General features: G+C 53.2%; 26 protein-coding genes. 25 read left to right on the top strand and 1 reads right to left on the bottom strand.

Features of this window, described 5'->3' with window-relative positions:
• The first annotated feature begins 78 nt into the window (after positions 1-78).
• The 22 genes from P159_RS0113745 (at position 79) to P159_RS0113640 (ending at position 23,516) form a co-directional block, all read left to right on the top strand.
• Positions 79-825 carry a tRNA threonylcarbamoyladenosine dehydratase gene (locus P159_RS0113745; RefSeq protein ID WP_029544905.1) on the top strand — a complete coding sequence of 249 codons (747 nt, stop codon included), beginning with the start codon at positions 79-81 and terminating at the stop codon, positions 823-825.
• Entirely contained in the window at positions 822-1,862 is a 1,041-nt protein-coding gene (holA, locus tag P159_RS0113740) for a DNA polymerase III subunit delta (RefSeq protein WP_029544904.1), read from the top strand. The genes P159_RS0113745 and holA overlap by 4 nt, the downstream gene beginning before the upstream one ends.
• 23 nt (positions 1,863-1,885) lie before the next feature.
• Positions 1,886-3,925, top strand: coding sequence for an NAD-dependent epimerase/dehydratase family protein (locus P159_RS0113735; protein ID WP_051650375.1), 2,040 nt, complete (start codon positions 1,886-1,888; stop codon positions 3,923-3,925).
• On the top strand, positions 3,922-4,830 hold the full coding sequence (locus tag P159_RS0113730; protein WP_185753747.1) for a hypothetical protein: 909 nt from the start codon (positions 3,922-3,924) through the stop codon (positions 4,828-4,830). The genes P159_RS0113735 and P159_RS0113730 overlap by 4 nt, the downstream gene beginning before the upstream one ends.
• Complete coding sequence (locus P159_RS0113725; RefSeq protein ID WP_029544899.1) at positions 4,823-6,643, top strand: DUF2194 domain-containing protein; 1,821 nt, start codon at positions 4,823-4,825, stop codon at positions 6,641-6,643. The genes P159_RS0113730 and P159_RS0113725 overlap by 8 nt, the downstream gene beginning before the upstream one ends.
• On the top strand, positions 6,643-8,082 hold the full coding sequence (pelF, locus tag P159_RS0113720) for a GT4 family glycosyltransferase PelF (protein WP_029544897.1): 1,440 nt from the start codon (positions 6,643-6,645) through the stop codon (positions 8,080-8,082). The genes P159_RS0113725 and pelF overlap by 1 nt, the downstream gene beginning before the upstream one ends.
• Positions 8,070-9,551 carry an exopolysaccharide Pel transporter PelG gene (gene pelG, locus P159_RS0113715; RefSeq protein WP_029544895.1) on the top strand — a complete coding sequence of 494 codons (1,482 nt, stop codon included), beginning with the start codon at positions 8,070-8,072 and terminating at the stop codon, positions 9,549-9,551. Before pelF ends, pelG begins: the two co-directional genes overlap by 13 nt.
• Positions 9,548-12,331 carry a hypothetical protein gene (locus tag P159_RS0113710; protein ID WP_029544893.1) on the top strand — a complete coding sequence of 928 codons (2,784 nt, stop codon included), beginning with the start codon at positions 9,548-9,550 and terminating at the stop codon, positions 12,329-12,331. The genes pelG and P159_RS0113710 overlap by 4 nt, the downstream gene beginning before the upstream one ends.
• A 14-nt stretch (positions 12,332-12,345) precedes the next feature.
• Positions 12,346-13,329, top strand: a complete 984-nt coding sequence (locus tag P159_RS0113705) for an endo alpha-1,4 polygalactosaminidase (RefSeq protein WP_029544891.1) — start codon at positions 12,346-12,348, stop codon at positions 13,327-13,329.
• A gap of 19 nt (positions 13,330-13,348) precedes the next feature.
• On the top strand, positions 13,349-14,113 hold the full coding sequence (locus tag P159_RS0113700; protein WP_029544889.1) for an ABC transporter ATP-binding protein: 765 nt from the start codon (positions 13,349-13,351) through the stop codon (positions 14,111-14,113).
• On the top strand, positions 14,113-14,859 hold the full coding sequence (locus P159_RS0113695) for an ABC transporter permease (protein WP_029544887.1): 747 nt from the start codon (positions 14,113-14,115) through the stop codon (positions 14,857-14,859). Before P159_RS0113700 ends, P159_RS0113695 begins: the two co-directional genes overlap by 1 nt.
• 18 nt (positions 14,860-14,877) lie before the next feature.
• A complete protein-coding gene (locus P159_RS0113690; protein ID WP_029544885.1) occupies positions 14,878-15,723 on the top strand; it encodes a metal ABC transporter ATP-binding protein in 846 nt (281 codons plus the stop codon).
• Complete coding sequence (locus tag P159_RS0113685; RefSeq protein ID WP_029544883.1) at positions 15,723-16,565, top strand: metal ABC transporter permease; 843 nt, start codon at positions 15,723-15,725, stop codon at positions 16,563-16,565. Before P159_RS0113690 ends, P159_RS0113685 begins: the two co-directional genes overlap by 1 nt.
• Before the next feature lie 40 nt (positions 16,566-16,605).
• Complete coding sequence (locus P159_RS0113680) at positions 16,606-17,559, top strand: NAD(P)-dependent oxidoreductase (RefSeq protein WP_051650374.1); 954 nt, start codon at positions 16,606-16,608, stop codon at positions 17,557-17,559.
• A 99-nt stretch (positions 17,560-17,658) separates the two neighbouring features.
• Positions 17,659-17,949 carry a hypothetical protein gene (locus P159_RS0113675; protein ID WP_175463393.1) on the top strand — a complete coding sequence of 97 codons (291 nt, stop codon included), beginning with the start codon at positions 17,659-17,661 and terminating at the stop codon, positions 17,947-17,949.
• Positions 17,936-18,418 carry a tRNA adenosine(34) deaminase TadA gene (gene tadA / locus P159_RS0113670; RefSeq protein WP_029544877.1) on the top strand — a complete coding sequence of 161 codons (483 nt, stop codon included), beginning with the start codon at positions 17,936-17,938 and terminating at the stop codon, positions 18,416-18,418. Before P159_RS0113675 ends, tadA begins: the two co-directional genes overlap by 14 nt.
• Positions 18,419-18,613: 195 nt before the next feature.
• A complete protein-coding gene (locus P159_RS0113665) occupies positions 18,614-18,838 on the top strand; it encodes a ferrous iron transport protein A (protein WP_029544875.1) in 225 nt (74 codons plus the stop codon).
• Positions 18,839-18,890: 52 nt separating this feature from the next.
• On the top strand, positions 18,891-20,786 hold the full coding sequence (gene feoB, locus P159_RS0113660; RefSeq protein WP_029544873.1) for a ferrous iron transport protein B: 1,896 nt from the start codon (positions 18,891-18,893) through the stop codon (positions 20,784-20,786).
• A gap of 33 nt (positions 20,787-20,819) precedes the next feature.
• Positions 20,820-20,978, top strand: coding sequence for a FeoB-associated Cys-rich membrane protein (locus P159_RS20045; RefSeq protein WP_029544871.1), 159 nt, complete (start codon positions 20,820-20,822; stop codon positions 20,976-20,978).
• A gap of 127 nt (positions 20,979-21,105) precedes the next feature.
• Positions 21,106-21,477, top strand: a complete 372-nt coding sequence (locus tag P159_RS0113650; RefSeq protein WP_029544869.1) for a RidA family protein — start codon at positions 21,106-21,108, stop codon at positions 21,475-21,477.
• 173 nt (positions 21,478-21,650) lie between these two features.
• Positions 21,651-22,397 (top strand): RNA polymerase sporulation sigma factor SigH, encoded by a 747-nt coding sequence (gene sigH, locus P159_RS0113645; protein WP_029544867.1) that lies wholly within the window; start codon positions 21,651-21,653, stop codon positions 22,395-22,397.
• 123 nt (positions 22,398-22,520) lie between these two features.
• Complete coding sequence (locus P159_RS0113640) at positions 22,521-23,516, top strand: sirohydrochlorin cobaltochelatase (RefSeq protein WP_029544865.1); 996 nt, start codon at positions 22,521-22,523, stop codon at positions 23,514-23,516.
• A 104-nt stretch (positions 23,517-23,620) separates the two neighbouring features.
• On the opposite strand, the gene P159_RS0113635 is transcribed toward P159_RS0113640, so the two are convergent.
• A complete protein-coding gene (locus P159_RS0113635; protein ID WP_029544863.1) occupies positions 23,621-23,827 on the bottom strand; it encodes a hypothetical protein in 207 nt (68 codons plus the stop codon).
• Between the two features lie 224 nt (positions 23,828-24,051).
• Between P159_RS0113635 and P159_RS0113630 the strand changes: the two genes are divergently transcribed.
• The 3 genes from P159_RS0113630 (at position 24,052) to P159_RS0113620 (ending at position 26,545) form a co-directional block, all read left to right on the top strand.
• Positions 24,052-24,498 (top strand): Hsp20 family protein, encoded by a 447-nt coding sequence (locus P159_RS0113630; protein ID WP_029544861.1) that lies wholly within the window; start codon positions 24,052-24,054, stop codon positions 24,496-24,498.
• 232 nt (positions 24,499-24,730) lie between these two features.
• Positions 24,731-25,516, top strand: coding sequence for a protein-glutamate O-methyltransferase CheR (locus P159_RS0113625; protein WP_029544859.1), 786 nt, complete (start codon positions 24,731-24,733; stop codon positions 25,514-25,516).
• A 51-nt stretch (positions 25,517-25,567) separates the two neighbouring features.
• Positions 25,568-26,545, top strand: coding sequence for a phenylacetate--CoA ligase family protein (locus P159_RS0113620; RefSeq protein WP_029544856.1), 978 nt, complete (start codon positions 25,568-25,570; stop codon positions 26,543-26,545).
• Positions 26,546-26,601 lie beyond the last annotated feature (56 nt).

Below are 26,601 nucleotides of genomic sequence, written 5' to 3'. Positions count from 1 at the left end.
TTGATGCTTGTCTGTTGCATCTTTGGCGGCGGCCGCCCGGCTGCCGTCTTTTCTAGTTGAGGGTTTCAGGAGGCCTTTATGAGCGAAGAAGTACATGAATTTTCACGTTTGGAACTGTTGGTGGGAAGGGATGGCTTGCGGAAACTCAGCGAAGCCAGGGTCCTGCTCTTTGGTCTGGGAGGCGTAGGTTCTTATGTGGCAGAGGGATTGGCACGTGCAGGTATTGGCAGCTTCCTTCTGGTGGACAATGATACAGTGAGTATTTCCAACCGCAACCGCCAGCTGCCTGCTCTGGCCTCTACGGTGGGACGTCTGAAGACTGAAGTAGTGGCAGAGCGCCTGAGGGATATCAATCCTGCAGCCAGGGTGGAAACCAGGGAAATGTTCTACCTGCCGGAGAAGGCTGAGGAGTTTTTTGCAGAGGCGGGAGAGATTTCCTATGTGGTGGATGCCATCGATACCATCACAGCGAAGATTGACCTGGCCTGCCAGTGTGAGCGACGTGGCATTCCCTTGATAGCCAGCATGGGCACGGGAAATAAACTGGACCCTACCCGCTTCGAAGTGGCAGACATTTACGACACCAGTGTGGATCCTTTGGCCCGGGTCCTGAGGAAAAAGCTGAAGGAAAAGGGTGTCAAAGGGCTGAAAGTGGTATACTCCCGGGAGCAGCCCCTCCCTGTGAGTGCGCCCGGGGAAAATCCGGATGGCACTCCCCGCCGTGCTGTTCCCGGCAGCATTTCTTTTGTGCCTTCTGTGGCAGGACTGATTATAGCAGGTGAAGTGGTGCGGGATCTGTTGGGAATGGAGAGGACTTCCCGATGAAATATGTGGACTTCATGGGCAGGCTGCAGGGGGCAGAGCTGCCTCATATTTTTCTGCTGGCAGGTGAAGAAAGGTACTATGTGGACAGAGCCTGCCGGGCCATTTTGCGGCGGCTGGGGGTGGACAAGGAGGATTCTGCCGAAGCTGTGCAGAAACTATCCGGAGATACAGGCCTTGATGTGCTTATGGGCAATATTGAGACAGCGCCTTTTTTTGCGGATAAGAACGTCATCTGGGTGCAGGATACAGCCCTTTTCAGGGCCGTCAAGGCAGAGGGTAGCAAGGAAAGAGAAAAGCAGCTGGAAAAGCTTATGGCTCTCTTTGCGGATATGCCTCCCTATAGCTATGTGATTTTTACTTCCCGGGAAAAGGCAGACAAGCGGAAGAAAATCTGCAAGCTGGCAGAAAAATATGGGCTGGTGCTGGAGGCAGAGCCTGTGCGGGCCTGGAATATTGACGAATGGCTGCGGGGCAAGCTCCATGAGATAAAGAAGGAGCTTGCTCCGGAGGCTGCCGCTTACTTCCACGGGGCAGTGAGCCTCATGCAGCCTATCTCCCTGGAATTCCTGGATCAGGAGTTTGACAAACTTTCCATGTATACTCAGGAGCGGCGCATTGCCCTGGCTGATTTGAAGCAGGTCTTTGCCTCCCTGCCGGAGATTTCCAATTTCGCCCTGCTGGATGCAGTGAGCAGCCGTCAGGCAGGCAAGGCGTTGTCACTCTTGAAGCGGCAGCTGCTGGAGGGCACATATTTCACGGTCATATTGGCTCTGCTTACCCGCCATGTGAGGCAGCTGTGGCAGGCCAGGGAGCTGATGGCACAGGGAATAAGGGGCAAGGCGCTGGCTGGTCCTCTGGAGCTGAATCCCTATATTGCTGAAAAGCTGGGGCAGGCGGCAGAGAAGTTCCCGGAAAAGGTATTGAAGGCTGCCATGCTGGAGCTTATTGATGCGGATTACAAGCTCAAGACGGGGCAGGCCGGAGAGGAAGTTTTGGAACACGCCATTATTCTCCTCTGCCAAAGGCAGAGGTCTTGAAAGCAGAATGGGGTTGAATTTTTGTGGCAGGCAAGCTGAATGAAAAGGTGCTGCTGACGGGCAGGCAGGTTTTCTGGCAGGATACCCTGCAGCGGCTCTTTGCCAAGGAGGGCTGGGATTTTTACGTCCTGACAAAGGATTTCCCAGCTCCGGAGGAAGTCTTCCGCATCCATAATGTGCCTGTGGTGCTTTATGTGCTGGACAGTCAGGCGGAGCCAAAGTCCTGGGCGCCTGAATTGAATGAAATACTGGCCATGTGCCGTGAGCATGGTGTGAGGCGGTTTTACCTGCTTGAATCCCTGGAAATGCCTGAGGCACGGTTGGAGCTGTCAGAGAAGATCGCTTCCGCCTGGCGGGGGGGCGAGATGACGGTTTCCTTCCTGCGCCTGCCGGAAGTCTATGGTCCGGGAGCTGCGCCGGAGGACGGGCTGGCAGCTGACTGGCTGGAAGCATCCCAGCGGGGAGAGAGCCGTACGGGCTTCATGGAAACAGAGGAGAAGAGGGAGTTCCTCTATGCGGATGATGGGGCTTATGCCATCTTCAGGACCATCGCCCGTGATTTTGCAGGGGAGTCGCTGGATATCGTCACCGGCCAGCCCGTCAGCGCCAAAGAACTGGCCAGAACCATCGGAGAGGTGACGGGAAAGCCCTTAAGCTTGTCTGTAAGTGAGGCTTCCTTCGGAGGCAGGCTGCCAGACAGCAGCCTGGTGCGGGCAGAAATCGGCTGGAGTCCCAGGTACAGCCTGAAGGACGGACTGGCCATGGCCTATGAGGCACTGCAGGATGAGGGCGAGTCGTGGCAAAGGTCAGCCCGTCGGGACAGGCGCATCAATCAGCTGCGGGGATGGAAGGAAAAATTAGTTCCCTATGCGGAAAATCTTGCCGGTGCCCTGCTGATGGTCATCGTTGCCTATTTCCAAGGCGGCACTACTGTCAATCCTGCCGTCTACTTTGACCTGAATTTTGCCTATATCGGAGCTATGGGCATACTCTACGGCAAAGGCCAGTCCCTGATTGCCATGGTGTTTTCTTCTGTCATACTTTTGGGCGTGCTTCTCAGGGCAGGAGCAAATGCAGTGGCGCTCATGTATATGCCTGAGCATCTGCTGCACTTTGTGGCCTATCTTTTCGTGGCGGTCGTTACCGGCTACTTTGCCGATGCCAGGGCTTTTGAGAGGCAGAGCAATGAGTGGCATGCGGAGCAGGCCCGGGAGCGCTATGATTTCCTGCGCTCTCTTTACGATGAGTGCGTAGTGGTGAAGGACAGGCTTTATCGCCAGATTGTGAATTCCGATGACAGCATAGGCCGCTTGTACAGGATCATCCGTTCCCTGGACAGTGTAGCAACAGAGAATCTTTTCACCCAGGCCGCCGGAGTTACCACCCAGGTCATGGGGGTTGAAGATATTGCCGTCTATGTCCTCAGCAAAGATGGATACTACCTGAGGCAGAAGGTGAGGAAGGGGCGCCTTGCCTTTCAGCAGCCGAGGTCGCTGAGAGTGGAAGAGCATGATTATCTGAAGAACCTGATTGCGGAGAAAAATGTCTACGTCAATCGGGAACTGGTGAAGGATACGCCAGATCTGGCGGCCCCTATCCTCTATCAGGGGGAGGCTATCGGGGTGGTGGAGCTCTTTGGACTGGACTTCAACAAGTGGAGCCTCTATCATCAGAACCTGTTCTCCATCACTATGCGGCTGATTTCTGCCTCCATGGGCAGAGCCTATCAGTATGAAGCCGAGGCCCAGGATAAGCGCTACTACAGTGGCACCAGGATCCTGCGGGAGGAAGCTTTCAGGGAAATATTGCAGGAGCTTATGGAACGCCGCAGGCTGCAGGGGGAAATGCCCCTTGGCATCTTGAAAGTTTCCCGGGAAGGCCGCAGCTGCGAAGAATTGGACAGCATTTGCGGCAAGGTGACCAGGAACGAGGACTTCTTAGGCGAGCATCAGGGGGGGATATACATCCTGCTGCCTGATGCGGATGAGAAGGTCTGCAATATGGTGATGGAGCGTTTGGCCAGGGAAGGTGTCACGGCAGTGCGGGAGGAGAAGATGCTTTGATGACGGGGCTGGACTGGAAAATATTCCTGCTGGCGCATTTGCTGGCAACAGGGCTCTTCCTGCTTTTGGACTTGAAGGGCAAGACCAGGCTGAGAGCTTTTTCAGAGGCAGTTATTGTCCTTTGTGTGCCTGTAGCGGGGCTGGTCATACTTTGCCTGTTCAAGCTGGCAGGCAGTATCCTGAGGCTCTGGGATCTCCACGAGGCTGAGGAGGAGGAAATGGGGGAAGCTTTCTTCATTGGGGTGCCGGTGCAAAAGGATGTGGTGCCCCTGAATGATGCCTTTCTGGTGGAGGACAAGCTGCAGAAGCGCCATTTCTTCACGGAGAGCATCAAGCAGTCCCTGGTGGAGAACCAGCAGATCCTGCGCATGGCCATGCACGACAAGGACAGGGAGATTGCCTACTATGCCGTGTCCATGCTCACATCCCGCATGGAGAATCTGGAAGGAGAGCTTTTTGACCGTGAGACCAAGGTGCTGAAGGGTGAGCAGCAGGAGGATCTGCCTCTGCTGCAGGAGTATGCTGGGCTGCTGAAGGAATACATGGGCAACAAGAATTTCATAGACCATGTGACCTGGCGGAAGAAGCAGGAGCTATATGTGGGCATTCTGGACAGGCTTACCAGGCTGGCGGCGGATAATAAGGAATACTATCAGGAGGAAGTGGAGCAGCTGCTGCAGCTGCCGGACTACCCCGGGGCTGAGCAGGTCTGTGAGGATTTCCTGGACAGGCATCCTCGGGCAGAGGAACCGTATCTTAGCTTTATTTCTCTTTACGTGGCCTGGAAGAAGCCGGACAAATTGCAGGAGTGCCTGAAAAAACTCAAGGCGCTGCCCATAGAGCTTTCTCCGGAGGCTCTGAGGGTGATTCGATTCTGGGATAAGGGGGCGGCAAGAGTTGGATAAGCGGTATATTGTACTGCTATGTGTGCTGGTGTCCCTGCTGGCGGCCTTCTTTCAGTTCATCAGGATGGACGGCTTCCTGAAGTTCGGCGGTGAGACCAACATCCTGCCCCGGCTGCCCCAGCTGGAGAATGATGGGGTGCAGGAGAGCAGCAGGGACAGGTATCTCATCATCTACGACAATCACGATGTGTCCAGCGTCTTTGCCCGTCACCGTCTGGAGTGGCTGCTGGATCAGGAGAAGAAGGATCATTATTACGCTCTGGCTGAGGACAGCAGTTTGGAGGATTTCTCCTCTTACCGCGGTGTGCTGATTGCCACCGGGTATCTTGATAAGGTAGCATCCTGGGACAAAATCAGGTCCTATGTGGAAAAGGGCGGCACAGCTGTGTGCATGATGCGGCCTGAGAGCATTAATGACGGCGGCCTGACTCCTGCCTATCTGGCCCCCATAGGCATCAAAGCTCTGCGGGGGGAGGGGGATGTGAAGGGAATCAGTCTGCCCACGGATTTCCTGGTGGGGGGCAAGGGCTATGCCTTTGGGGATACGGCCTACAGCAGCAATACCACACTGGTGGAGCTGGAGCCGGAGGCCGCTGTGCATATAGCTTCTTATGAAGGGGAGCCGCTGTTGTGGGAGAAAAAGCTGGGGCAGGGGAAATACTATGTCTTTGACGGCATTGTCCGGGATGACAAGACCAATATCGGCCTGTTGATTTCCCTGATCAACCACTGCGGGGAGGACACTATCTATCCTGTGTTAGGCTACAAGGTCTTTTATATCGACGATTTCCCTGCGCCTGTGCCGGAGGGATACTTTGACCGCATTTATGAGGAACTGGGGGTCAGCACGCCGGAGTTCTACCGCAATGTCTGGTGGCCCTACATGCGGGAATGCGCTGAAGAGTTCGGCCTGAAGTACACGGGGCTGATCATCGAGTCTTATGGCGACCAGGTGAAGGGACCCTTCAAGCCTCTGACGGGGCGCACTGCCCGGGACAACCTCATCATCTACGGCAGGGAGCTTTTGGATATGGGGGGGGAACTGGGCATACACGGCTACAACCACCAATCTTTGGCGCCAGAGAGCTATCAGCTGGATGATCTGGACTATGTGCCCTGGGAAAGTCAGGCAGATATGCTGGAGGCGATGAAGGAACTGCGCCGCTATATCACGGAAGCCTATCCACAGTACCATTTCCGCTGTTATGTGCCCCCTTCGGATATCCTCAGCCCCGAGGGCAAGGAGGCCATCCGGGAGGCCTTCCCGGAGGTGGATATCTTTTCCTCACTCTTTGATGGTCCCTACGCTTCCAGGGCCTATATCCAGGACTACGAGCGAAAGAACGGCCTCTATGAGATGCCCCGCACCACGGCGGGGTACTCCCCAAACGGCCAGGCCCTCTACGAGGATATCAGCATGATGAACTACATGGGCTGCTTTTCCCATTTTGTCCACCCGGATGAGCTTTATTACGAGGAAAGCGCCCATCTTACTTGGGCGGATATGGCTGAGGGGTTCAAGAAGTACATGGGCGAAATCACCACCCGCTACAGCTGGTTGAAGCCCATGACAGCTTCCGAGGCGGCTCTGGCCTTTGATGATTATCTGGATATGGACTACCGGGTGGAGCGGTCAAAGGAGAAGCTGGTTCTCACCTGCTGGAATTTCCGTCAGCCTCTGCGCTTCATACTGCGCAGCGGCAAGGTGCTGGATCATGCTGAGGGGGCGGAGGTCACGAAGATTGGCGACGAAGCTTATCTTGTGGAGGCTTCAGAGCCCAAGTCCGTGATTTATTGGAAGGAGGAGCCTTGATGAGAATCTGCCTGCTGGTGGAAGGTTCTTACCCATATGTGGTGGGGGGCGTTTCTTCCTGGGTGCAAATGCTCATGGCGGGCATGCCGGAGCATGAGTTCTTCCTCTACTCCATTGGTGCAGAGGAGAAAGACAGGGGCTGCTTCAAGTACAAGTTCCCCCCGAATGTGGTGGGCATACAGGAGGAATTCCTGGACGAAATCCTGGGGCTCAAATCCCACGGCATGGAAGAAAATGTGCTCACGCCTGAGGAATGCCGGGTGCTATATGATCTGGTGGTGGGACAGAAGCCTATCGACATCAAGGAATTGGCCTCCATCTTCCGCGGGGGCAGGCGCTTCAATGGCATGCTGGGGATTTTCATGACCAGCGATTTCTTCGATGTGATTCAGAGAGTGTACGAGGAAAAGTACAGCTATCTGCCCTTTACGGAGTTTTTCTGGACGCTTCGCTCCATGCTGCTGCCCCTTTTCTATTTGCTGCAGCAGGAACTGCCCGAGGCGGATGTGTACCACAGCGTGGCTACGGGTTATTGCGGCGTCATTGGGGCGCTGGCTTCGGAAGTCTACCACAAGCCATTTCTGATCACGGAGCATGGCATCTATTCCCGGGAGCGGGAGGCAGAAATCATCAAGAGCGACTGGGCCAAGGGCGATTTCAAGTCTGTCTGGATCCAGTATTTCTACAATCTGGCCAAGCTGTCCTACACCTCTGCTCACAGGGTCTACACCCTCTTTGAGCATAATGCGGAGGTGGAAATGGATCTGGGCTGCGACCCGGCCAAGATTGGAGTAGTGCCTAATGGCATACGCCTAGAGCGCTTCAAGGACATACCAGAAGTGGAGGACCATGATGGGCCTTTCCGCATTGGGGCAGTAGTGCGGGTGGTGCCCATCAAGGATGTGGTGACGCTGCTGAGGGCTTTCTTCCTGGTCAAGCAGGAAATGACGGATGCGGAACTCTATGTCATGGGCAATGTGGAAGAATCCCCGGAGTACTATGACCTGTGTATGCAGACGGTGGAAATGCTGCAGATGGAAGATGTCCATTTCACCGGCTCCGTGCAGGTGACAGAGTATCTTCCCAGGATGGACCTGATGGTGCTGTCCAGCATCAGCGAGGGGCAGCCCCTGGCGGTGCTGGAGGGGCAGGCGGCCCATAGGCCTTTCGTCACTACGGATGTGGGCTGCTGCCGGGAGCTTATCTACGGCGCTTCCGATGACAAGCTGGGCACTGCGGGAGCCGTGGTGGCGCCCATGGATTTTGAAGACATGTCCCGGGAAATACTGCGGCTGGCCAGGAATTACCCGCTGCGCAGGGAAATGGCCCGCATTGGCTACGAGCGGGTATGCAGGATGTATACTTATGACATATTCATAGAGAGTTACAAGCAGATTTACAAGGAAGCCGGGGAGGCAGGAGCAAGATGGCAGGGGTAGGTTTTGAACTCAGGAAACTTTTCCAGGCGAGAACCATGACGGGCCATGTAAAGGCTTATTCGTATTCTGCCATCATCACTGCTGGACCTTTTGCCCTGATGACGGGCATGGTGCTGGCTGTGCAGATGCTGTTCTCTTATTACGAAATAGGGGAGGAAGCCGGGCAGATTTTCGTGGGGGCGGTGGTGTATGCCTTTGTCTTTTCCCAGGTACTGTCCAGCGGCTTTACCATGGTGCTTACTAGATACCTGGCTGACTGCCTGTCAGTGCATCATTATGAGGATGTGACCGCCTCCTTCTTTGGTCTGGGCTCCATCCTGACGGTGCTGGGGGCGGCAGTTTCGCTGGCCTTTTTCTGGGACAAGCCTTTGGATTTCGTGACCAAGTGCCTGTCGTATCTGTTTTTTGCCCTGTTGCTGCTGGCCTGGGCAGAGAGTGTCTATCTGTCGGCTGTGAAGAAGTTCAAGGGCTTGCTGCTGAGCTATCTGACGGGGGTACTGCTAGCCATTTTCCTCTCCTGGGCCTTCCTTCATTGGCAGCTGCTGCCGGCTGAACAGTGCGGCCTGCTGGCGGTGGATGTGGGCATGACTTTAGTGGTGCTGCTGTTCCTGCTGCATATTGTGGACTACTTCGGCCTGTCCCCGGAGGGGCAGAACTTCGCCTTCCTGCCTTATCTGGAGAGGCATTGGCGTCTGTTCCTCATTTCCTTTGGCTATATGCTGGGCATCTTCCTGCCCAATATCATCATCTGGCAGGGGCCATGGAGCACCGTGGCTGGCGGGACCTTCCGCTTTGCGCCGGTGTATGATGTGGTGACCTTCTTCGCTTTTATTTCCGTGCTGCCCCTGATGATGCTGTTCGTGGTATCTGTGGAAACGGCTTTCTATGAGCGGTACAATGTGTATTTCACTCATATCACCAAGCGGGGCAATTTCCGGGAGATTGACGATGCCAGGAAAGACCTTCTGCATACCCTGTGGTTCGAAATACGCCATATCGTGGAGTTCCAGCTGGTGTCTACTTTGGTGTTCCTGGTGCTGGGAAATTATATACTGAGCAATGCGGGCATCACTTATGCCCAGGTGAATATGTACAACGTGATACTTTTCGGAGCCTTCTTTACGGGGCTGTTGCAGCTGATTTATATTCTTATGGTTTATTTTGACTATCAGAAAGATGTGCTGAGGATTTCTGCCTGCTTCTGCCTGAGCAATCTTGTGCTGGGCCTCTTGGGCTTGTGGTTCCTGGGGCCGGACAGCTATGGTTTCACTTTCTTCCTGGCAGGCCTTCTCAGCTTTGCTTTTGGCTTCTGGCGGCTGAGCCATTTCAGCCAGCGGATAAATTATTTTGTCTTCTGCTCCCAGCCTATGTTCTACCAGCCGGTGCAGGGGCCGCTTACGAAACTGGCCCTGTGGCTGTACGGTGAGAAGTATGTGGAGTTGGAGCTTTTGGGAGGTGAGCGGAAATGAGGATGAGCAGGAAAAAGCGCAGGAGGCTGGCAGAGGACAGGGAGCCGGCAGAACCCTCTGAACCCTCTTTCCGCATGAGCAGGAAGAGGCTCAGAAAAAGGCGGGAAAGCCAAAGGGCCGCCATAGTCCTGGAACCGCCTGTCTCTTTCCGCATGTCGAGAAAGCGGCTGCGGAAACTGCGGGAGGAAAGGAGGCTGGCGGTTGTACCAGATCCGCTGGAGAACTTCCGCATGACCAGGAAGCGCCTCAGACTGAAGCGGGAGGCCCAAAGGCCATCGGCTGCTGGTGCATTCTCCCTGAGCCTGCTCTTTGCTGCATCTGGCCTGGGGGAGGCTTCCTCACTTTCCACCATGCATGACGTTCCTGCAGAGTTCCAGGCTTTGCGCAATGCCAGAGAGGAGATTATCAATTATCGGGAGGCAGAGCGGAGCCTGAGAAATGCCCAGAACAATCTGCTGGAGGCAGAGCGCGCCCTGGCTGAAGCCAAAAATAACAGAGAGGAAGCAAATGAAGGGCTGATGCGGGCCAGATTGAACCTGGAAGCCGCCAAGGTGCATCTCGAGGAAATCAAGTCTGCCTTGGAAGAGGCCAGGTTGGAAAGTGAGCAGCGCACTCAATTGGCGTTGGCATGCCAGCAGGCAGTAGCAGACTACCTGCCTGATATTTCTGCTCAGGAGGCTTCTGTACAGCAGCTGTCTGCTGAGGAGAACCGCATTGCTGGTGAATATGCTGCCCGTTATGAGGTCGTTGCAGGACAGGTGGACGAGCTGGCAGCCCGCATCGAGCAGGCCTGGGAAAGTGTGGACTGGCAGCAGAACCGCATTGCAGAAGTCCAGGCCATGGTGGCTGGCGTGAATGTGGAAGATCCCGTTTCGGATAACAATGACTCTGCCTATGAAAGCCGTCTGGAAGAAATCAGTAATGCTCTTGAGCAGGAGAACGCCTTCCTGGATGAAATGTATGCTTACCTTGACGAACTGGAGGCTGCCCGGGATCAGGCGGAAGCAGCGGAGGAAGAAGCACGTGATTTGGTGAAGGACCTTACTGAGCAGCAGGCTGATGTGGAAGCAGATCTTGTTCAGAGCAAACAGGATGTGGCAGAGGCGGAGAAATGGCAGGAAGAGGCAGAGAAGGGACTGTTGGAGGCCGAGGAATATCACGACGAAGCAGAGAAGGATTTGCGCAAGACTCAATACGAATTGGATCATTTCGGTGAGGGCAAGTCCTGGCAGAGTTCCCTGGATTTTTACAGTTGGTCAGGTTATTCTGGTAGAGGCCATCAGTTCGTATTTGGACAGGAGTTCTTCGGGGCAGAGAAGAATGTTGAGTATAGCCTGTCTACGGGATATGTCATGTCCAATTCTGGCTTGAAGCACGGTCGTGTCTCAGGTATGACGGATACAACCCTGACGGCGAAGGTCAAGAATCCGCATGAGAAATATGACGTGAATTACACCTTCGTTATAGATCTGCCTACGGGGCAGGAAACCAATGTCAACGCACAACTGCCGGAGGGGTTGGCAAAGTACACATCCTTTGGCGAAGGGGTAAACTTTACCCCCGGAGTAGAAGTAGTAAGACACTTCAGCAAGGAGGATACCCTTATCGGCAGGCTTTCCTATAAGATTCGCGGCAGCTATGAATATGAGTCCCAGACAAATGATGTATGGGGGTTATTCACCAGCCAGTATCCGGAAGCATATGCTGAATTGAGTGATGCGCTTAATTCATCACCTGAAGAACTCTTGCTGACAGATGACAAAAGTGTTGAAGATTTTTTGCAAAAAAAAGGTTATAGTGTGGCAGAAGCTGATGATTGCCTGCAAAAGACATTGGGTAGCAATTATAAGGAGGTTATGAAACAAGTTTTAACTGATTATGTAGAAATAGTAAGACCATATAATATTTACAGCGAATCAGTTAAGAATCTTGCAACTGAAAAGAGGCTGAGCATTAGCAATCTGCAGGATATTGTGGAAAGCTATGTCCTGAATGATGATAAAACATCCGCATTGTCGGCACTTCAAAAGCAGGGCTTAAGTGAACACGATGCGTCTGAGTTTTTTGATGAGATTTTGTCCAAGCTAGATGAATATGGCACGAATACTTCTGCTTTGAAGGAGGTAATAGCGAGACATAACAAGTTGGAATATGGTTTGCAAGGAAAGGTTCACCCTGGCAATCAAGTTCAGGCGCAGTTGCAGTATGTCCATGCCGGTGAGAAAGACAAGTATAAGCTCAGTGCAGGTTATACATACAATGGGAAATCTTCCCAGGAGATGAGATATGTAAGACTAGATCCGTGGTTCTACAATGTCAGCTATCGGGAAGGAGCAAATGTCTGGCTTCGCGGTTTTTATACGCATAGTTTTACGCCAAAAGACTCCTTGGATGTATATGCTGCCTATAGCCATACGGGACGTACACATTACTTTGGTGATGTGACAGGCAGCGATACGGCCATAAACTGGTATGAGGGTGGGATCGGCCTGACTCATAGGTTCGATAAGAGGCAGAACCTGCACCTGATGTTCAGCTACCAACGGGCTAATGGCAATCTTTTCTTTAACAGCTTGGAAACCAAAGCAGGGATTATAGATAACGGCTATTGGTACAATCCCAGCAGGAAAGCCCTGACCTTGTCTTATGATTACAGGTTCAGCGATACTGATATGCTGGAGTGCAGGCTTGAGCGCTATATCATCCATGATCATAAGGGAGAGAATAACTATAATTTCAATGGTTGGGGCCTGGCCCTGATGTATACAAAGTCATTCTGAGATTGAGGTTAGCTATGAATAAAATCAGATCTTTTCTGGCGGGCTTGATGTTTTGCGGGGGGATATTTGGCTGCTCTTCGGCAGAAGAGGCGACAGTAGATTATCCTGGTTCCATGGTGGATCTTATTTGCGATTTGAAAGCTTACGCTGTGGAAAAAAAACCTGGCTTTGGTCTCCTGGGCAATGGCGGGGCGGGGCTTTTCCTGGAAATGGACGGCAACACTGGTGAGAATGTGGGGCGCCTCCTGCAGGCTTTGGACGGCACCATGACGGAGTCCATTTATTTCCGCTGGGATGTGGATAAGGGCAGGGCAGAAAAGACTTCCCAAGAAGACACAAAGTATTTTCATCAGGCACTAGCCCCTGCTTTGCAGGCAGGAATGCCTGTCTTGAGTCTTGACTATGTGGATTCCGAAGATATGGCGGCGAAGTCTTATCAACTGAATAAAGAAAAGGGGTATATCCCTTGGGCCTCTTTCCGCAGGGATTTGGATGAACTGCCAGAGGAGGCTCCTCACAGGGCAAATAATAAGGATATCAGAAGCCTCAATCAGGTGAAGAATTATCTGGTGCTCCTGAATCCGGGCAAATTTGCTTCCCGGGAGGCGTATCTTGAAGCCCTGCGGGGAACAGATTACGATTTGCTGATCGTTGACCTTTTCTATGGGGAAGACTCCCTGACAGCAGAGGAGGTCGCTTCCCTCAAGCAGAAGAACGGCGGCGGAGCTCGTCTGGTCTACGCCTATATGAGTGTAGGTGAGGCAGAGACATACCGTTATTATTGGCGGCAGGAGTGGCAGAGGCAGCTGCCTGACTGGCTGGACGAAGCCAATCCGGACTGGCAGAACAATTTCAAGGTCAAGTACTGGCGGAGGGAATGGAAGGAGCTGCTGTACGGTTCCGGGGATTCCTATCTGGATAAGATCATGGCAGCAGGCTTTGACGGCGCTTTCTTGGATGTGATAGATGCTTATTACTACTTCCTGAGCGCAAAATGATTTTTCACATGAGGCAGCAATGATAGAAATAAAATCTTTGGTCAAGCAGTTCCCCCATAAAGATAAGACGGGGAAAGAAACTTTTAAGACGGCGGTGGACAACCTTACCCTGTCCATAGGCCGTGGTGAGGTTTTTGGGCTTTTGGGCCCTAATGGGGCGGGGAAGACCACCACCATCCGCATGCTTACCATGCAGTCCAGGCCTACGTCCGGAAGCATACTTTACGGCGGTGTGGAACTGGAGGGGCATGAGTTGGAGCTGAAAAGCCTGATTGGCGTAGTGCCCCAGCACGTGAACTTTGATCAGGATCTGACGGTGGGGGAGAATCTGGAGCTCCATGCCAGGCTTCACCATCTGGCTGCTGCTGAAAGAAAGCGGCGCATAGCAGAACTGTTGGAGTATGTGGAGTTATCCGAGGTGATAAATGACGGAGTGCGGCGCCTTTCAGGGGGCATGAAGCGGCGGCTGTTGATAGCAAGGGCGCTTATCCACCGCCCCCGCATACTTTTCATGGATGAGCCTACAGTGGCTCTCGATCCCCAGGTGCGAAGGAAAATCTGGGAACTGGTGCGTCAGATGGCGAAGGAGGGCGTGACGGTTTTTCTCACCACTCATTATATTGAAGAGGCAGAGGCCCTTTGCGACAGGGTGGCTATCCTCAATAAGGGCAGGCTGGCAGCGGTTGACAGCCCTGCTCATTTGCGGGATAATTTCCAGGAAGCAAATCTTGAGGAAGTGTTCCTGAAACTCACCGAGGAAAAAACAGGGAAGGGAGGAGCCTGATGGGAAGATTTTTCTCTGATGTCATTACTGTCTTCTGGCGTGATTGGATAGTGCTGAAGCGCCGCATGGTGAAGTTCATCCTCTCCCGCATGGTGGCTCCGCTCCTCTATCTGGTGGCCTTTGGCTGGGGGCTGGGCAGGAGCATTCAGGTGGAGAGCGGCAGTTATCTGGACTTCCTGGTGCCGGGCATACTGGCGCTGAACTCCATGAACATCAGCTTCAACAGCATCACTCCTGTCCATGCGGAGCGGGTTTATCACAAGAGTCTGGAAGAGTATATCATTGCTCCCATCTGCCCTGATGCCTTTGTCATTGGCAAGGTGCTGGCTTCTGTCCTGCGGGGGCTGATTTCTTCTGCCATCATTCTGCTGTTGGCTGGCGTGTTTGGCGCGCACTTGAGCTTTTCCCCGCTGTTCCTCCTGGTGCTGGTACTGAACTGCGTGGTCTTTGCAGAAATCGGATTTCTGGCGGCCATGAAGCTCAGTACCTATGAGGCTATGGCCCAGGTGAATACATATATCCTGCTGCCCATGTCATTTCTCTGCGGCACTTTCTTCAAGACCGCGGCTTTGCCGGAGGGAATCCGGCATTTCATTGAGCTTTTGCCCCTGACCCATACCAGTACCCTCTTGCGGGCGCTGTCGGCAGGGGAGGCCATGCCCTGGCTGTCGCTTTCTGTGCTGGCGGCCTATGCTCTCCTGTGCTTTTGGCTGGGGCGCAGGGCTTTCAGGCAGCTTACCCTTTGATGTGGAAAGGAAAGAGAATTGTTCAAGAATATCATGCACCACAGGGCCTCTTCCAGTGAGGACTGTGCAAAATTGTGCTGTACGCGAATCGAAGATTTCGGGGTGAAGGTGGGACGGCTCAACATTTTCGACCATGTGAATATCCATGTGCACTGCGGCCAGCTCACGGCCCTGATCGGTCCCAATGGGGCAGGCAAGAGCACCCTGCTGAAGGCTATCCTGGGGGAAGTGCCCCATACGGGGAGCCTGAAATACGTCGATGCCAAGGGGAAGCGTACAGGCCATCCCCTCATCGGCTATGTGCCTCAATATCTGAGATTTGATGTAAGCGCCCCTACCAGCGTCATGGATATTTTCATGGCCTGCCTCTCCGATAAACCCGTCTGGTTCTGGCCGGGCAAATCCCTGCGCAGCCGGGTGGAAAAGAGCCTGCAGAGGGTGAGGGCGGCCCATCTTATCGACAGGCGGCTGGGAGCCCTCTCAGGCGGCGAGCTGCAGCGTGTGCTGCTGGCGCTGGCCTTGGACCCTATGCCTGACCTCTTGCTCCTGGATGAGCCTGTGTCCGGCGTTGACCAGAATGGACTGGAGCTGTTCTATGAAATCGTGGCGGAACTCAGGGAAAAGGAGGATATGGCTATCATCCTGATATCCCATGACCTCAACATGGTGGCCCGGCATGCCGATCAGGTGGTGCTCATGGACAAGGGCGTTGTTTCCTGCGGGACCCCGGAGGAGGTCTTTGGCGACAGCCGTACCCAGAAGATTTTCGGCATGCTGGCAGGACAGAATCTGGCAGAACTTCACAAGGTGGAGGCGGCTCATCCGGAAGATGCGGGCAGGCCGCGCAGGGAGGTGCAGGACTGATGGAAGCTATATACAGCTTGATGGACACCTGCCTGCCCTTTGCCTGGGCAGGGCATACTTTCATGAAGCACGCTTTCCTGGCGGTGCTGCTGGTGATGCCGCTCTTTGGACTGCTCAGCACCATGGTGGTAAGCAACCGCATGGCCTTCTTCTCTGACTCTCTGGGGCATGGAGCCTTCACGGGCATTGCCATAGGGGTGCTAGTGGGTTCTGTGTCGCCTTTGCTGTCCCTGATAGTCTTTTCTGTGCTGTTCGCCTTGTTTATCACCTATATCAAGAACAAGAGCTCGGCTTCCACTGATACCATCATAGGCGTGTTTTCCTCCATGGCCATTGCCGTGGGCCTTATGATCATGAGCTATGGGGGGAGCTTCAATAAATTCTCCTCCTATCTGGTAGGAGATATCCTGAGCATTGCCCCGGAGGAACTTGGGGCACTGCTGGTGGTTTTCCTGTTGGTGCTGGTGGTGTGGAGCGTTCTCTTCAACAGACTGCTGGTGCTTTCCATCAATCCTTCTTTTGCCCGCAGCCGGGGCGTCAATTCCTTTTGGGCGGAAAGCCTGTTTGCCGCCACCCTGGCGGTGGTTGTATCCATCAGCATCCAGTGGGTGGGCATCCTCATCATCAATGCCATGCTGGTACTGCCTGCGGCGGCGGCCAGGAATGTATCTTCCAATGTGAAGCAGTATCATCTGCTGTCGGTGCTGATTGCCTGGGCGGCAGGTATAACAGGTTTGATCCTGGCCTATTATTTCAACATGGCGGCAGGTGCTGCTATTGTGGTTATTTCGGCAGGGTTCTTCTTCCTGACTTTGCTATTGAAGCCATATTTTGTGAGATAGGTTTGCCACCCTCTGACTAAGTTGGGAGATGTTTTGTGAGATGAAATACTTGATTACGGGGGCCACTGGCTACATCGGTTCTATGCTGGTGCACAGGCTGTCAGAGTCTGGTCAGGAGGTCATAGCCCTGGTGCGCAGCATGGAGAAGGCCAGGTCTATGCTTCCTGCCAAAGCTGAGATTATGTCGGCAGACCTGACGGACAGCAAGGCCATGGAGGACGTGGATCTCTCCTTTGACTACCTCATACATTGCGCTGCTGTCACGGCTTCAGCCGAAATGCGCAATCACCCGGCAGAGGTGACGGCCAGCATTGTGAATGCTACTCAGAATGTACTGGGGCTGGCCCGCAGGGCAGGGCTTAGGAGCATGGTCTATGTTTCCTCCATGGAGGTCTATGGCAGCCTGGACTGCCAGGACGGGCACCGGGCTGGTGAGGAGGAGGCTGGTGCAGGGCAGGTGGATATCCTGTCAGCCCGCAGCTGCTATCCTTTGGGCAAGCGCATGGCGGAGAATATCTGCGTTGCCTATGCTGCTGAATATGGTGTCCCTGTGAAGATTGCCCGTCTGGCCCAGACTTTTGGGCGGGGGGTACTGCCGGGGGACAACCGTGTCTTTGCCCAGTTTGCCCGCTCGGCAATGAAAGGCGAGGATATCGTGCTCCACACAGAGGGCAAGTCCATGGGGAATTACTGCGATATAGATGATGCGCTGGAAGGCATCCTGACTATTCTGACCAGGGGGCAGACTGGGGAAGCCTATAATGTGGTGAATGAAGAAAACACCATGAGCATAAGGGAACTGGCGGAGCTTTCAGCAGAAGTCCTTTCAGGGGGGCGCAGCCGGATTGTGGTGGATATTCCTGAGGGCAATCTCTATGGCTATGCAGCAGATACGGGCCTCAGGCTCTCGGGAGCAAAACTTCAGGCTTTGGGCTGGCATCCTACGAGGAATTTGAGGGACATGTTCGCTGCGTTGGGCAGCAGCTTGAAATAATTGGTGAAATTCATCAATCTTTCCTTAACCTTTCTGCATTTTTCTACGATATATATTGCATGAGATATCTCTTGCCGCTATGCAGGTTCGGAGGTGGAGATGATGCTGGAAAGGATAGAAAGGGTGACCCGGGTCAAGGGAACGGAACTGGATATAGGGCGTTCCTTCAAGCGGAAAGAGGGCTATGAGGAGGAGAAGGGCAAGAAGCAGGAGTTCTCCAAGATGCTGCAGAAGGAAATGCAGAAGGAAGTGCGCCCAGACAATGACGGGGGGCCGGGGGTGCCCAGGGCTTATGCCCTGACCCTGAACTCCAAGCCCACTCATTCCCTTTATTACGATATGCAGGTGGATATAGCTAAAGCAAGGGAGCTAATTTATGGCAACAGATGAAGATTTTATGCGGCTGGCCCTCCGGGAGGCGGAAAAAGCCTATGAGCTGGAGGAGGTTCCCATCGGTGCCGTGCTTGTGGACGAGCAGGGCCAGGTGGTGGCCTCGGGGCACAATATGCGGGAAATATGGCATGATGCTACGGCCCACGCGGAGCTTATCGCCATTCAGGAGGCCTGCCGCAGACTGGGACGCTGGCGTCTTTCGGGCCTTACCCTCTATGTGACCATAGAGCCCTGCCCCATGTGTGCAGGGGCTATTGTCATGAGCAGGGTGGACCGGGTGGTATATGGCAGCACCGATGCCAAGGCGGGAGCCTGCGAGTCAGTCTTCAATATTCCAGGCAACGAGACCCTGAACCATCGGCCGGAAATCCGGGCGGGGGTATTGCAGGAGGAATGCGCCGGTATCATGAAACGCTTCTTCAAGGAGCGCCGGGAAAAGAAGAAAATGCTGAAACAGGCTGAATAAGCAAGGTAATTATGGGGATGACTTTCTGAGAAATCGGAGGGTTATCCCTCTTTTATTGCAGTATTCTGATTATCTGACTTTTTCTTATCTGACCTATTGACAATGAAAATGAGATAGTTTATCATAATTCTTGTATTTAATTCTCATTATTATTCTCATTATCATTTGTAACAATGTAATAAGGAGGCGTTTCTCTTGACGTTGAAGGATGGAAAAACCGGCATGACGCTCAAGATCCAGCAAATTGGTGATTCAGCTTTGAAGGAAAGGCTGATGACCATGGGGCTCATACCGGGCACGAAGGTGAAGGTGCTTCGTTCGGCTCCCCTGGGAGATCCTATTGCCATCAATGTCCGCTATTATAATCTGGCTTTGCGACGTGATGACGCTGCGCAGATCGAGGTACAGCAGGTTAACTGAGTGCCCTACAGGAAGTTGGAATCAATTCGCAAAGGAGTAGTGAAAGCAGCAAATGTCAACCATAGCAATAGCACTTACCGGCAATCCCAACACCGGCAAGTCCACAATTTTCAATGAACTCACCGGTGCCCGCCAGAAAATCGGCAACTGGCCCGGTGTCACTGTGGACAAGAAGGTGGGCTACACCCGCCACAAGGACCGTGCCATTTCCATCGTAGACCTGCCGGGGACCTACAGCATCAACGCTCGCTCCCCGGAGGAGAAAATCGTCATTGACTACCTGAAGCACAACACCCTGGACATGGTGGTGGATGTGGTGGACAGCACCAACATCTCCCGCAATCTGTTCCTGACGGTGCAGCTTTTGGAGCAGGGGATTCCCCTGCTCATCGATCTGAATATGACGGATGAGGCAGAGCGACGCGGCGTCCGCATCGATGTCAGGAAGCTGGAAGAAGTGGTGGGCATGCCTGTGGTGCAGACCGTGGGACGCAGCTCCAAGAGCACCAAGAAGCTGCTGGATGTGTTCACTACCACCGTTATGAGCAACTATGAGGCCAGCCCCCAGGTAAAGGCTCATATCGAGAAAATCAAGGAAATCCAGCGCAGCGACCTGAGTGAGAGCGATAAGCAGGAGAAAGTCATCGAGGCCCGCTATGCCCTGATTGACCAGATCATGGATGCTGCCGTTGATATGCGGAACGTGGGCCAGTCCACTTCCGAGAAGTTCGACAAGTTCCTGGCCAACGGCGTGCTGGCCCTGCCTATCTTTTTGGCTATCCTCTACGCTGTGTTCCAGATTACCTTCACCTGGATTGGCCAGCCTCTGGCTGATGCCCTGGATGAGCTTATCAATGAAGACTTCCTGGCCTGGGCCGGGGAAACCCTGGAAGCCGCTGGCGTGGCTGAGTGGATGCAGGCCCTCATCACCGATGGCATCATCGGCGGCGTGGGTGCTGTGCTGACCTTCGTGCCCCTGATCTTCGTGCTGTTCTTCTGCCTGTCCTTCCTGGACGGCACGGGCTATATGGCCCGCATCGCCTTCATCATGGATCCCATCATGCGCCGTTGCGGCCTGACGGGCAAGGGCATCATGCCCCTCATGATGGGTTTCGGCTGCGGCGTGCCCGCTATCATGGGTGCCCGCGCCCTGGATTCCAACAAGGACCGCCTCGTTTCTATTCTCATCACCCCGTTCCTCACCTGTGGTGCGAAGCTGCCCATTATGGCACTCTTTGCCGCCATGTTCTTCCCGGATGACGCTGCCAATGTGGTCTTTGCCATGTATATCGTAGGCGTGGTCATGGCCATCATCGTGGCCAAGGTGCTGGGGGAGACCATGTTCAAGGAAGAAGGTTCCACCTTCCTGCTGGAGCTGCCTCCTTACCGCATGCCGGATATGAAGACGGTGCTCCTGGAGACCTGGGACAAGGGCAAGGGCTACCTCATCAAGGCTGGTACCATCATCTTTGCCGCTTCTGTGCTGATCTGGCTCTTGTCCAACTTCAATGCTGAGGGCATGTGCGAGATTGAGGAGAGCTTCCTGGCAACCCTGGGCGGCTGGATGTCCACTCTCTTCGTGTTCCATGGCTTTGGTACCTGGGAAGCCGGTGCTGCCGTTATTTCCGGTATCCTGGCCAAGGAGGCTGTGGTATCTACCATCGGTGTGCTCTATGGCGCTGCTGATGTTTCCACTGAGGCTGAGGAGGCCGTAGAGGCTGCCGAGACCATGATGCAGACCGGCATGGCTACTTCCTTCACGGCTCTGTCTGCCATTGCCTTCATGGTGTTCTCCCAGCTCTACACCCCCTGCGTCACTGCTCTTGGTACCATCAAGAAGGAAGCAGGCGGCTGGAAGTGGATGGGCTTCTCCGCAGTCTATATGTTTGTGGTGGCCTGGTTCGTTTCCCTGCTGGTTTATCAGATTGGCAAGGTGCTGGGCTTCTGATTTTCCCTTTTGGGATAGATTGGAGTATCAATTATGTCTACCTTTATTGTAGGCTTGGTTCTGGCGGTAGCTTTGTTTTTCGCTGTGCGCCATGTGTATCGCAACTGGCGTGACGGCAAGGAAGATTGCTGCGGCAGTGCAGGCGGCAGCTGCAGCTGCTGCAGCGGCTGCCATGGGCTGGAAAAGAAATAACGTGAAAAGGAGAGGCTCCCTGCATAGATGGGGAATCTCTCCTTTTATATTTGTAACCTTGTAAATATCCATATCTTAGGCTAAAATAGATACAGTTGACATTTGTGAGATACAGGAGGAGTACACTATGGAAATCATTCATACCGACAAAGCACCTGCAGCAGTGGGACCTTACAGCCAGGCCGTCAAAGCAGGCAATACTCTTTATCTCTCCGGTCAGATTGCCATCAATCCCGCTGAGGGGAAAATCGTGGCAACGACTATTGAGGAGCAGGCCGAGCAGTGCTGCAAGAATGTGGAAGCGGTGCTGGCGGCTGCCGGCACGGATATGAGCCATGTGGTCAAGACCACCTGCTTCCTGGCTGAGATTGCCGATTTCAAGGCCTTCAACGAAGTCTATGCCAGGCACTTCATCAGCAAGCCTGCCCGCAGCTGTGTGGCTGTGAAAGACCTGCCCGCAGGTGCCTTGTGCGAGGTGGAGGCTTTGGCAGTGCTTTGATGGCAAAGCGCTTTCAAGGAGACTGCTGGTCTGAATTTAAGCCTTCCTGTTCCGGATATGTTGAATTATGTCTCCGTTGATGGTATAATTTTCTATATTGAAGGGTTGGAATCTATCTAACAATAGATATAGCAAGGGATGCACGAGGCACCTGAGGTAAAGGGGAACATCCGATGGAAGCAGAATCAACTATGCAGAATGCACTGGAAGATGCCTATAGTGAATTTACTGATCTCACGGATGAGGAAGTCCTGCTGGAGATCAAGGATAATAACAACAAGGCGGCACTTGACTATCTCATCAACAAGTACCGTAATTTTGTGCGGGCAAAAGCCCGTTCCTACTTCCTCATTGGTGCAGACCGGGAGGATATCATCCAGGAGGGCATGATTGGCTTTTACAAGGCCATCCGTGACTTCCGCAATGACAAGCTTTCTTCCTTCCGTGCCTTTGCGGAGCTCTGCGTGACCAGGCAGATCATCACTGCTATCAAGACGGCCACCAGGCAGAAGCACATACCTTTGAACTCCTATATTTCCTTGAATAAGCCCATCTACGACGAGGATTCTGACAGAACTCTCCTGGATGTGCTTTCCGGAGCCAAAGTCTCTGATCCGGAGGAACTGGTGATCAGCCGGGAGGAGTTCCTGGATATAGAGAAGAAAATGGAAGAGATTCTGTCAGACCTAGAATGGCGGGTGCTCATGAGTTATCTGGATGGCAAGTCTTATCAGGAGATTGCCGAGGACCTGAATCGTCATGTGAAGTCCATAGATAACGCCCTGCAGCGGGTGAAGCGCAAGCTGGAGAAGTACATGGAGAACCGGGGAGACGACCTGGATATCAGCACTGTGTACAGAGGCCTTTCTTCCATCAACAGGCGCCTGAGGGGCGTTATGGATGATGGCTTGCAGGATTGAATACGGTATCGCTATTATTACTATATCAGATTGTAAGCCATGATTTTGATGTTGAGGGCTTGTTCTTAGCAGGGCAAGCCCTTTTCATATATTTCATTTTTATTTTTTATGGAGGGATTTTTCATGAAAAATTGGCAGAAAATGCTGGTAGCTTCTTTGGCCTGCTCCGCCGCTTTCGGCATGGCACAGCCCAATGTGGAAGCTGCCTATCAGCTGAATCCGGAGGTCAAGACGGCAACGCCTGCTCTGACAGCAGCTTCCCAGATTGGCGTGCTTTCCTATGAGAACCCGGAACTCAAGAATCTGGCTGACAAGGATGCCATTGTGGTCATGAGCTTCGGCACTACCTTCAAAGACACTCGTGAGAAGACCATCGATGCTACGGTGGCTGCCATTCAGGCCAAGCATCCTGGTGTGAAGGTAGTCACGGCTTTCACCTCCCACATCATCATCGACCGCGTGAAGGCCAATGAAGGCATCACCTATCCCACCCCGGAGCAGGCTCTGGACCAGCTGAAGGCTGAGGGCTACACCCGCGTGGCTCTGGTGAGCCTGGATGTGATTCCCGGCATGGAGTACAGCTACAACACTGGCGTGTTCCATCATTACAAGAAGAAGTTCAAGAAGATGACCTGCGGCACTTCCCTCATGTACTGGCAGGGTCAGGAAGAGCAGGCTGATGATGTGGCTGAGACCATCAAGGCTCTTGCTACCCAGTTCCCCAAGCAGGGGAAGGAAGATGCCATCCTCATCATGGCTCATGGCACCCCGCAGATTTCCAACGCCTACTATTCAGTCATCCAGGCCAAGCTGGACGACATGGGCTACAAGAACGTCTTTGTCTACACTGTGGAAGGCTGGCCCAGCCTGGAGACCGTGCTGCCTAAGCTGAAGAAGAACGGCATCAAGCACGTGACTCTCATGCCCATGATGATGGTGGCTGGCGACCATGCCAACAACGACATGGCAGGCGATGAGGAAGATTCCCACAAGTCCATCCTGGAGTCCAAGGGATACAAGGTGGATGCCTACATCCACGGCATCGGCGAGAACAAGGCTGTCCGTGACCTCTATGTGCAGCGCGCTGAGGATGCCTGGAATGCCCTGGAGGCCAAATAAGCTAAGGCAATCCTTTAAAGAACCTCAATAAAAATGAAATGAAATGTATGAAAAAAGCCCGGCAGAGGAGAAGACTCCCGCCGGGCTTTTCAGTTAAGAAATGATTATTTCTTCAGAGCTTCTTTGAGGACTTCCGTCATGGCCTGCTGCACTACGCGCATCACATCCTCAAGCAAGGCATTGTACATATCGCCGCCGTCCACTACCCCGCGACCGTTCTCTGTGACGAAGAACTTCTTGGGATGCTCGTTGGCCTTGTATGCCTCATTGAGCTTGTCCTGCACCAGTTTCTCGATTTCCTGTGCTGTCATTAGAGTCACCTCTTTTCAACATAAACTTCATTTATTATTATACGACAGAATTCGGTTTTTTTCCTTGTTTCAGAGAAAAAAATTTGTGAATGGACAAAAAAGTGTTTCTTTGATGGTACGGCGGTTTTGAATTCACGGTGACAAAAGCCTGTGCCTGCTGTATAATTGTATACAGCAGTACAGGTAAGACATGGATAGTTTCTTCTGTTGATGGAGGGATGAATATGTTCCGTACAGTACCTTTCAATCTCAAAGAGAATGTGGGAAAAGGCCAGGAGGCAGTAGAGCGCTTGTTGGAGTTTATGGCTGACCAGCCGGGCAACCCCATGGGCAGGGTCAGCGGTGCCTTCGCTTCTTTCCGGGTGGATGTCATTGATACAGAGGCTGCCTATGAGCTCTTTGGTGAGTTGCCGGGCTTCCGCAAGGAGCAGATCACTGTTTCCTATGATGAGGAAGGCTATCTGCGCATCAAGGCAGAGCGTTCGGAGCTGGAACCCGAGGATGTGAAGTATCTCTGCCGCGAGCGCCGCACAGGGGAGTTTGAGCGCGTCTTCAAGATTGACGGCATTGACAAGGACTCTGTCAGCGTGGCTTTTGACAACGGCATCCTGCATATCGTGCTGCCCAAGGTTTCCAAAGACGCCAACCGGACAATCTTTGATATTGAGTAAAAAGCAGATATTTGATGATAGTCCCGGATATATACAATATCTGGGACTATTTTTTTCTAAAAAGAAGGATTTATGCAGGGTGAAGGGGAATTAACACACACAAGCAAAATACTTCGTGCGAAGTGGCTGCTTCGCACTATGTCCTTACACGCAATCTAAGTTCATCTGTGCTCTGCGAGCTTGATTCACCATGATTTTACAGTGAAATTTGACATTGGGAGGTAAGACCGCTATGATGGATGATAAGGACTGGGCTGGCTTTAAGCAAAAGCTCAAGGCGAAAACGGAAATTGACCTCGATCTCTATAAAGAGCCTCAGATGAAGAGGCGCATCGGCAATCTGGTTACGAGAGCCGGTATGGACTCTTTCTGCGAGTACTTCGACAATGCAGCCAAGAACAAAGATGATTTTGCGGCTTTCATAGAATACCTGACCATCAACGTGTCAGAGTTCTTCCGCACGCCGGAGAAGTTCGGCAAGCTGGAAACGGACGTCATTCCCGACCTCTTGAAGCGCTCCCCGAAGCTCAATATCTGGAGCGCAGGCTGCTCAATTGGGGCGGAGCCTTATTCCCTGGCTATCATCATGAAGGAAATGACCCCGAATGTGCGCCACAGGATACTGGCCAGCGACCTGGATATTGAAATCCTGGCCAAGGCCAAGCGCGGTGTCTACAATGAGGGCGAAATCAAGAGCATGTCCAAGGATCGCCTGAACAAGTATTTCACCAAGGTAGATGGTGACAAGTTCGCCGTCAACAGCGACATCAAGTCATGTATCGAGTTCAAGCGCCATAACCTGCTGAAAGACAAGTTCGAGAATGGGTTTGACCTGATTCTCTGCCGCAATGTGGTCATTTATTTCACAGAGGAAGCCAAGGATCAGCTTTATGCGAACTTCTTCCAAGCCCTGAAGCCTGGAGGCATCCTCTTTGTGGGAGCTACGGAAGCCATCCTGAACTTCCGCAAGCTTGGCTACACCAGCTTCCAGCCTTTCTTCTATCAGAGACCTCTGTGATGGTGTTTCTGGTGAAGAGCCAGAATATTTATCAAAGCGGGTGTTATAGGCATGTATGCTAATCAACATATAGAACAAATGGATAGGGAGTCCATGCAGGGAATGCAGCTGGGGCTTTTGCAGAAGCAGTTGCGCTGGGCAGAGGAAAAGAGCTTTTTTTACCAGCATTCCTTTGCCAAGGCCGGCGTGAAAGCAGCGGAGGTAAAGTCCCTGGAGGATTTGCGCCGCTTTCCCTTCCTGCACAGCAATGAGCTGCACCAGATTGACTCCCTGGATATCCTAACGTTGCCTATATCAAGTATCCTGCGTTTCACCCACATGCAGCAGATGGCAGGAGAGCTGCTGAGGCTCTATACCAATGGTGATATTGCCCACAATGTGGAGATGATGACCCGCTGTCTGGTGGGGGCGGGCATTACCAATACTTCAGTGGTGGCTCTGCAGGGAGACCTCTCTGACAGCCGCCTGCTGGATGTGCAGTATGCTTTGGAGATGATTGGTGCCACGGTGGTGCCAATGGGGGTTGACTATCGTCAGTGGCTCAGGCTCATGGAACTGGTGAGCATGGATACCATTGTCACTACGCCCCAGCTGATTATGCAGCTGGTGATACAGCTGCAGGCTCAGGGCAAGAATATCATTGATTTCCCCCTGACCCAGATTATCTGCATGACCCCCACGGGCATACAGAACCCCATGCAGCGCCATATCCAGGACCGCACCCGGGCCAGGGTTTTCAATCTGTACTCCTCGGCGGAGCTGGGCACGGCAGGCATGCTCTTCCAGTGTGAGGCCCGCAGCGGGCAGCATATTCAGGAAGATTACTTCTATCCGGAAATCATCGCCTTCAACAGCGATATGCCGGTGACAGACCCTCACCAGATGGGGGAACTGGTGGTGACTTCCCTGCAGGCTGAGGCCATGCCCCTCATACGCTACCGTACAGGCCAGGCCGTCAGCATGATTGAGGAGACCTGTTCCTGCGGGCGCACCCTCAGAAGGGTGACCACGCCTTTCAGCTTCGGCTGATAACTTCGTAATATGAGCCTCCCTCACAGAGGGAGGCCTTTTTATGCTGAACGTTG

Source organism: Selenomonas sp. AB3002, assembly GCF_000702545.1.
Taxonomy (GTDB): Bacteria; Bacillota; Negativicutes; order Selenomonadales; family Selenomonadaceae; genus Selenomonas_B; species Selenomonas_B ruminantium_A.
The sequence above is the reverse complement of the archived record's forward strand: the minus strand, read 5'-3'. Positions and strand labels throughout refer to the sequence as shown.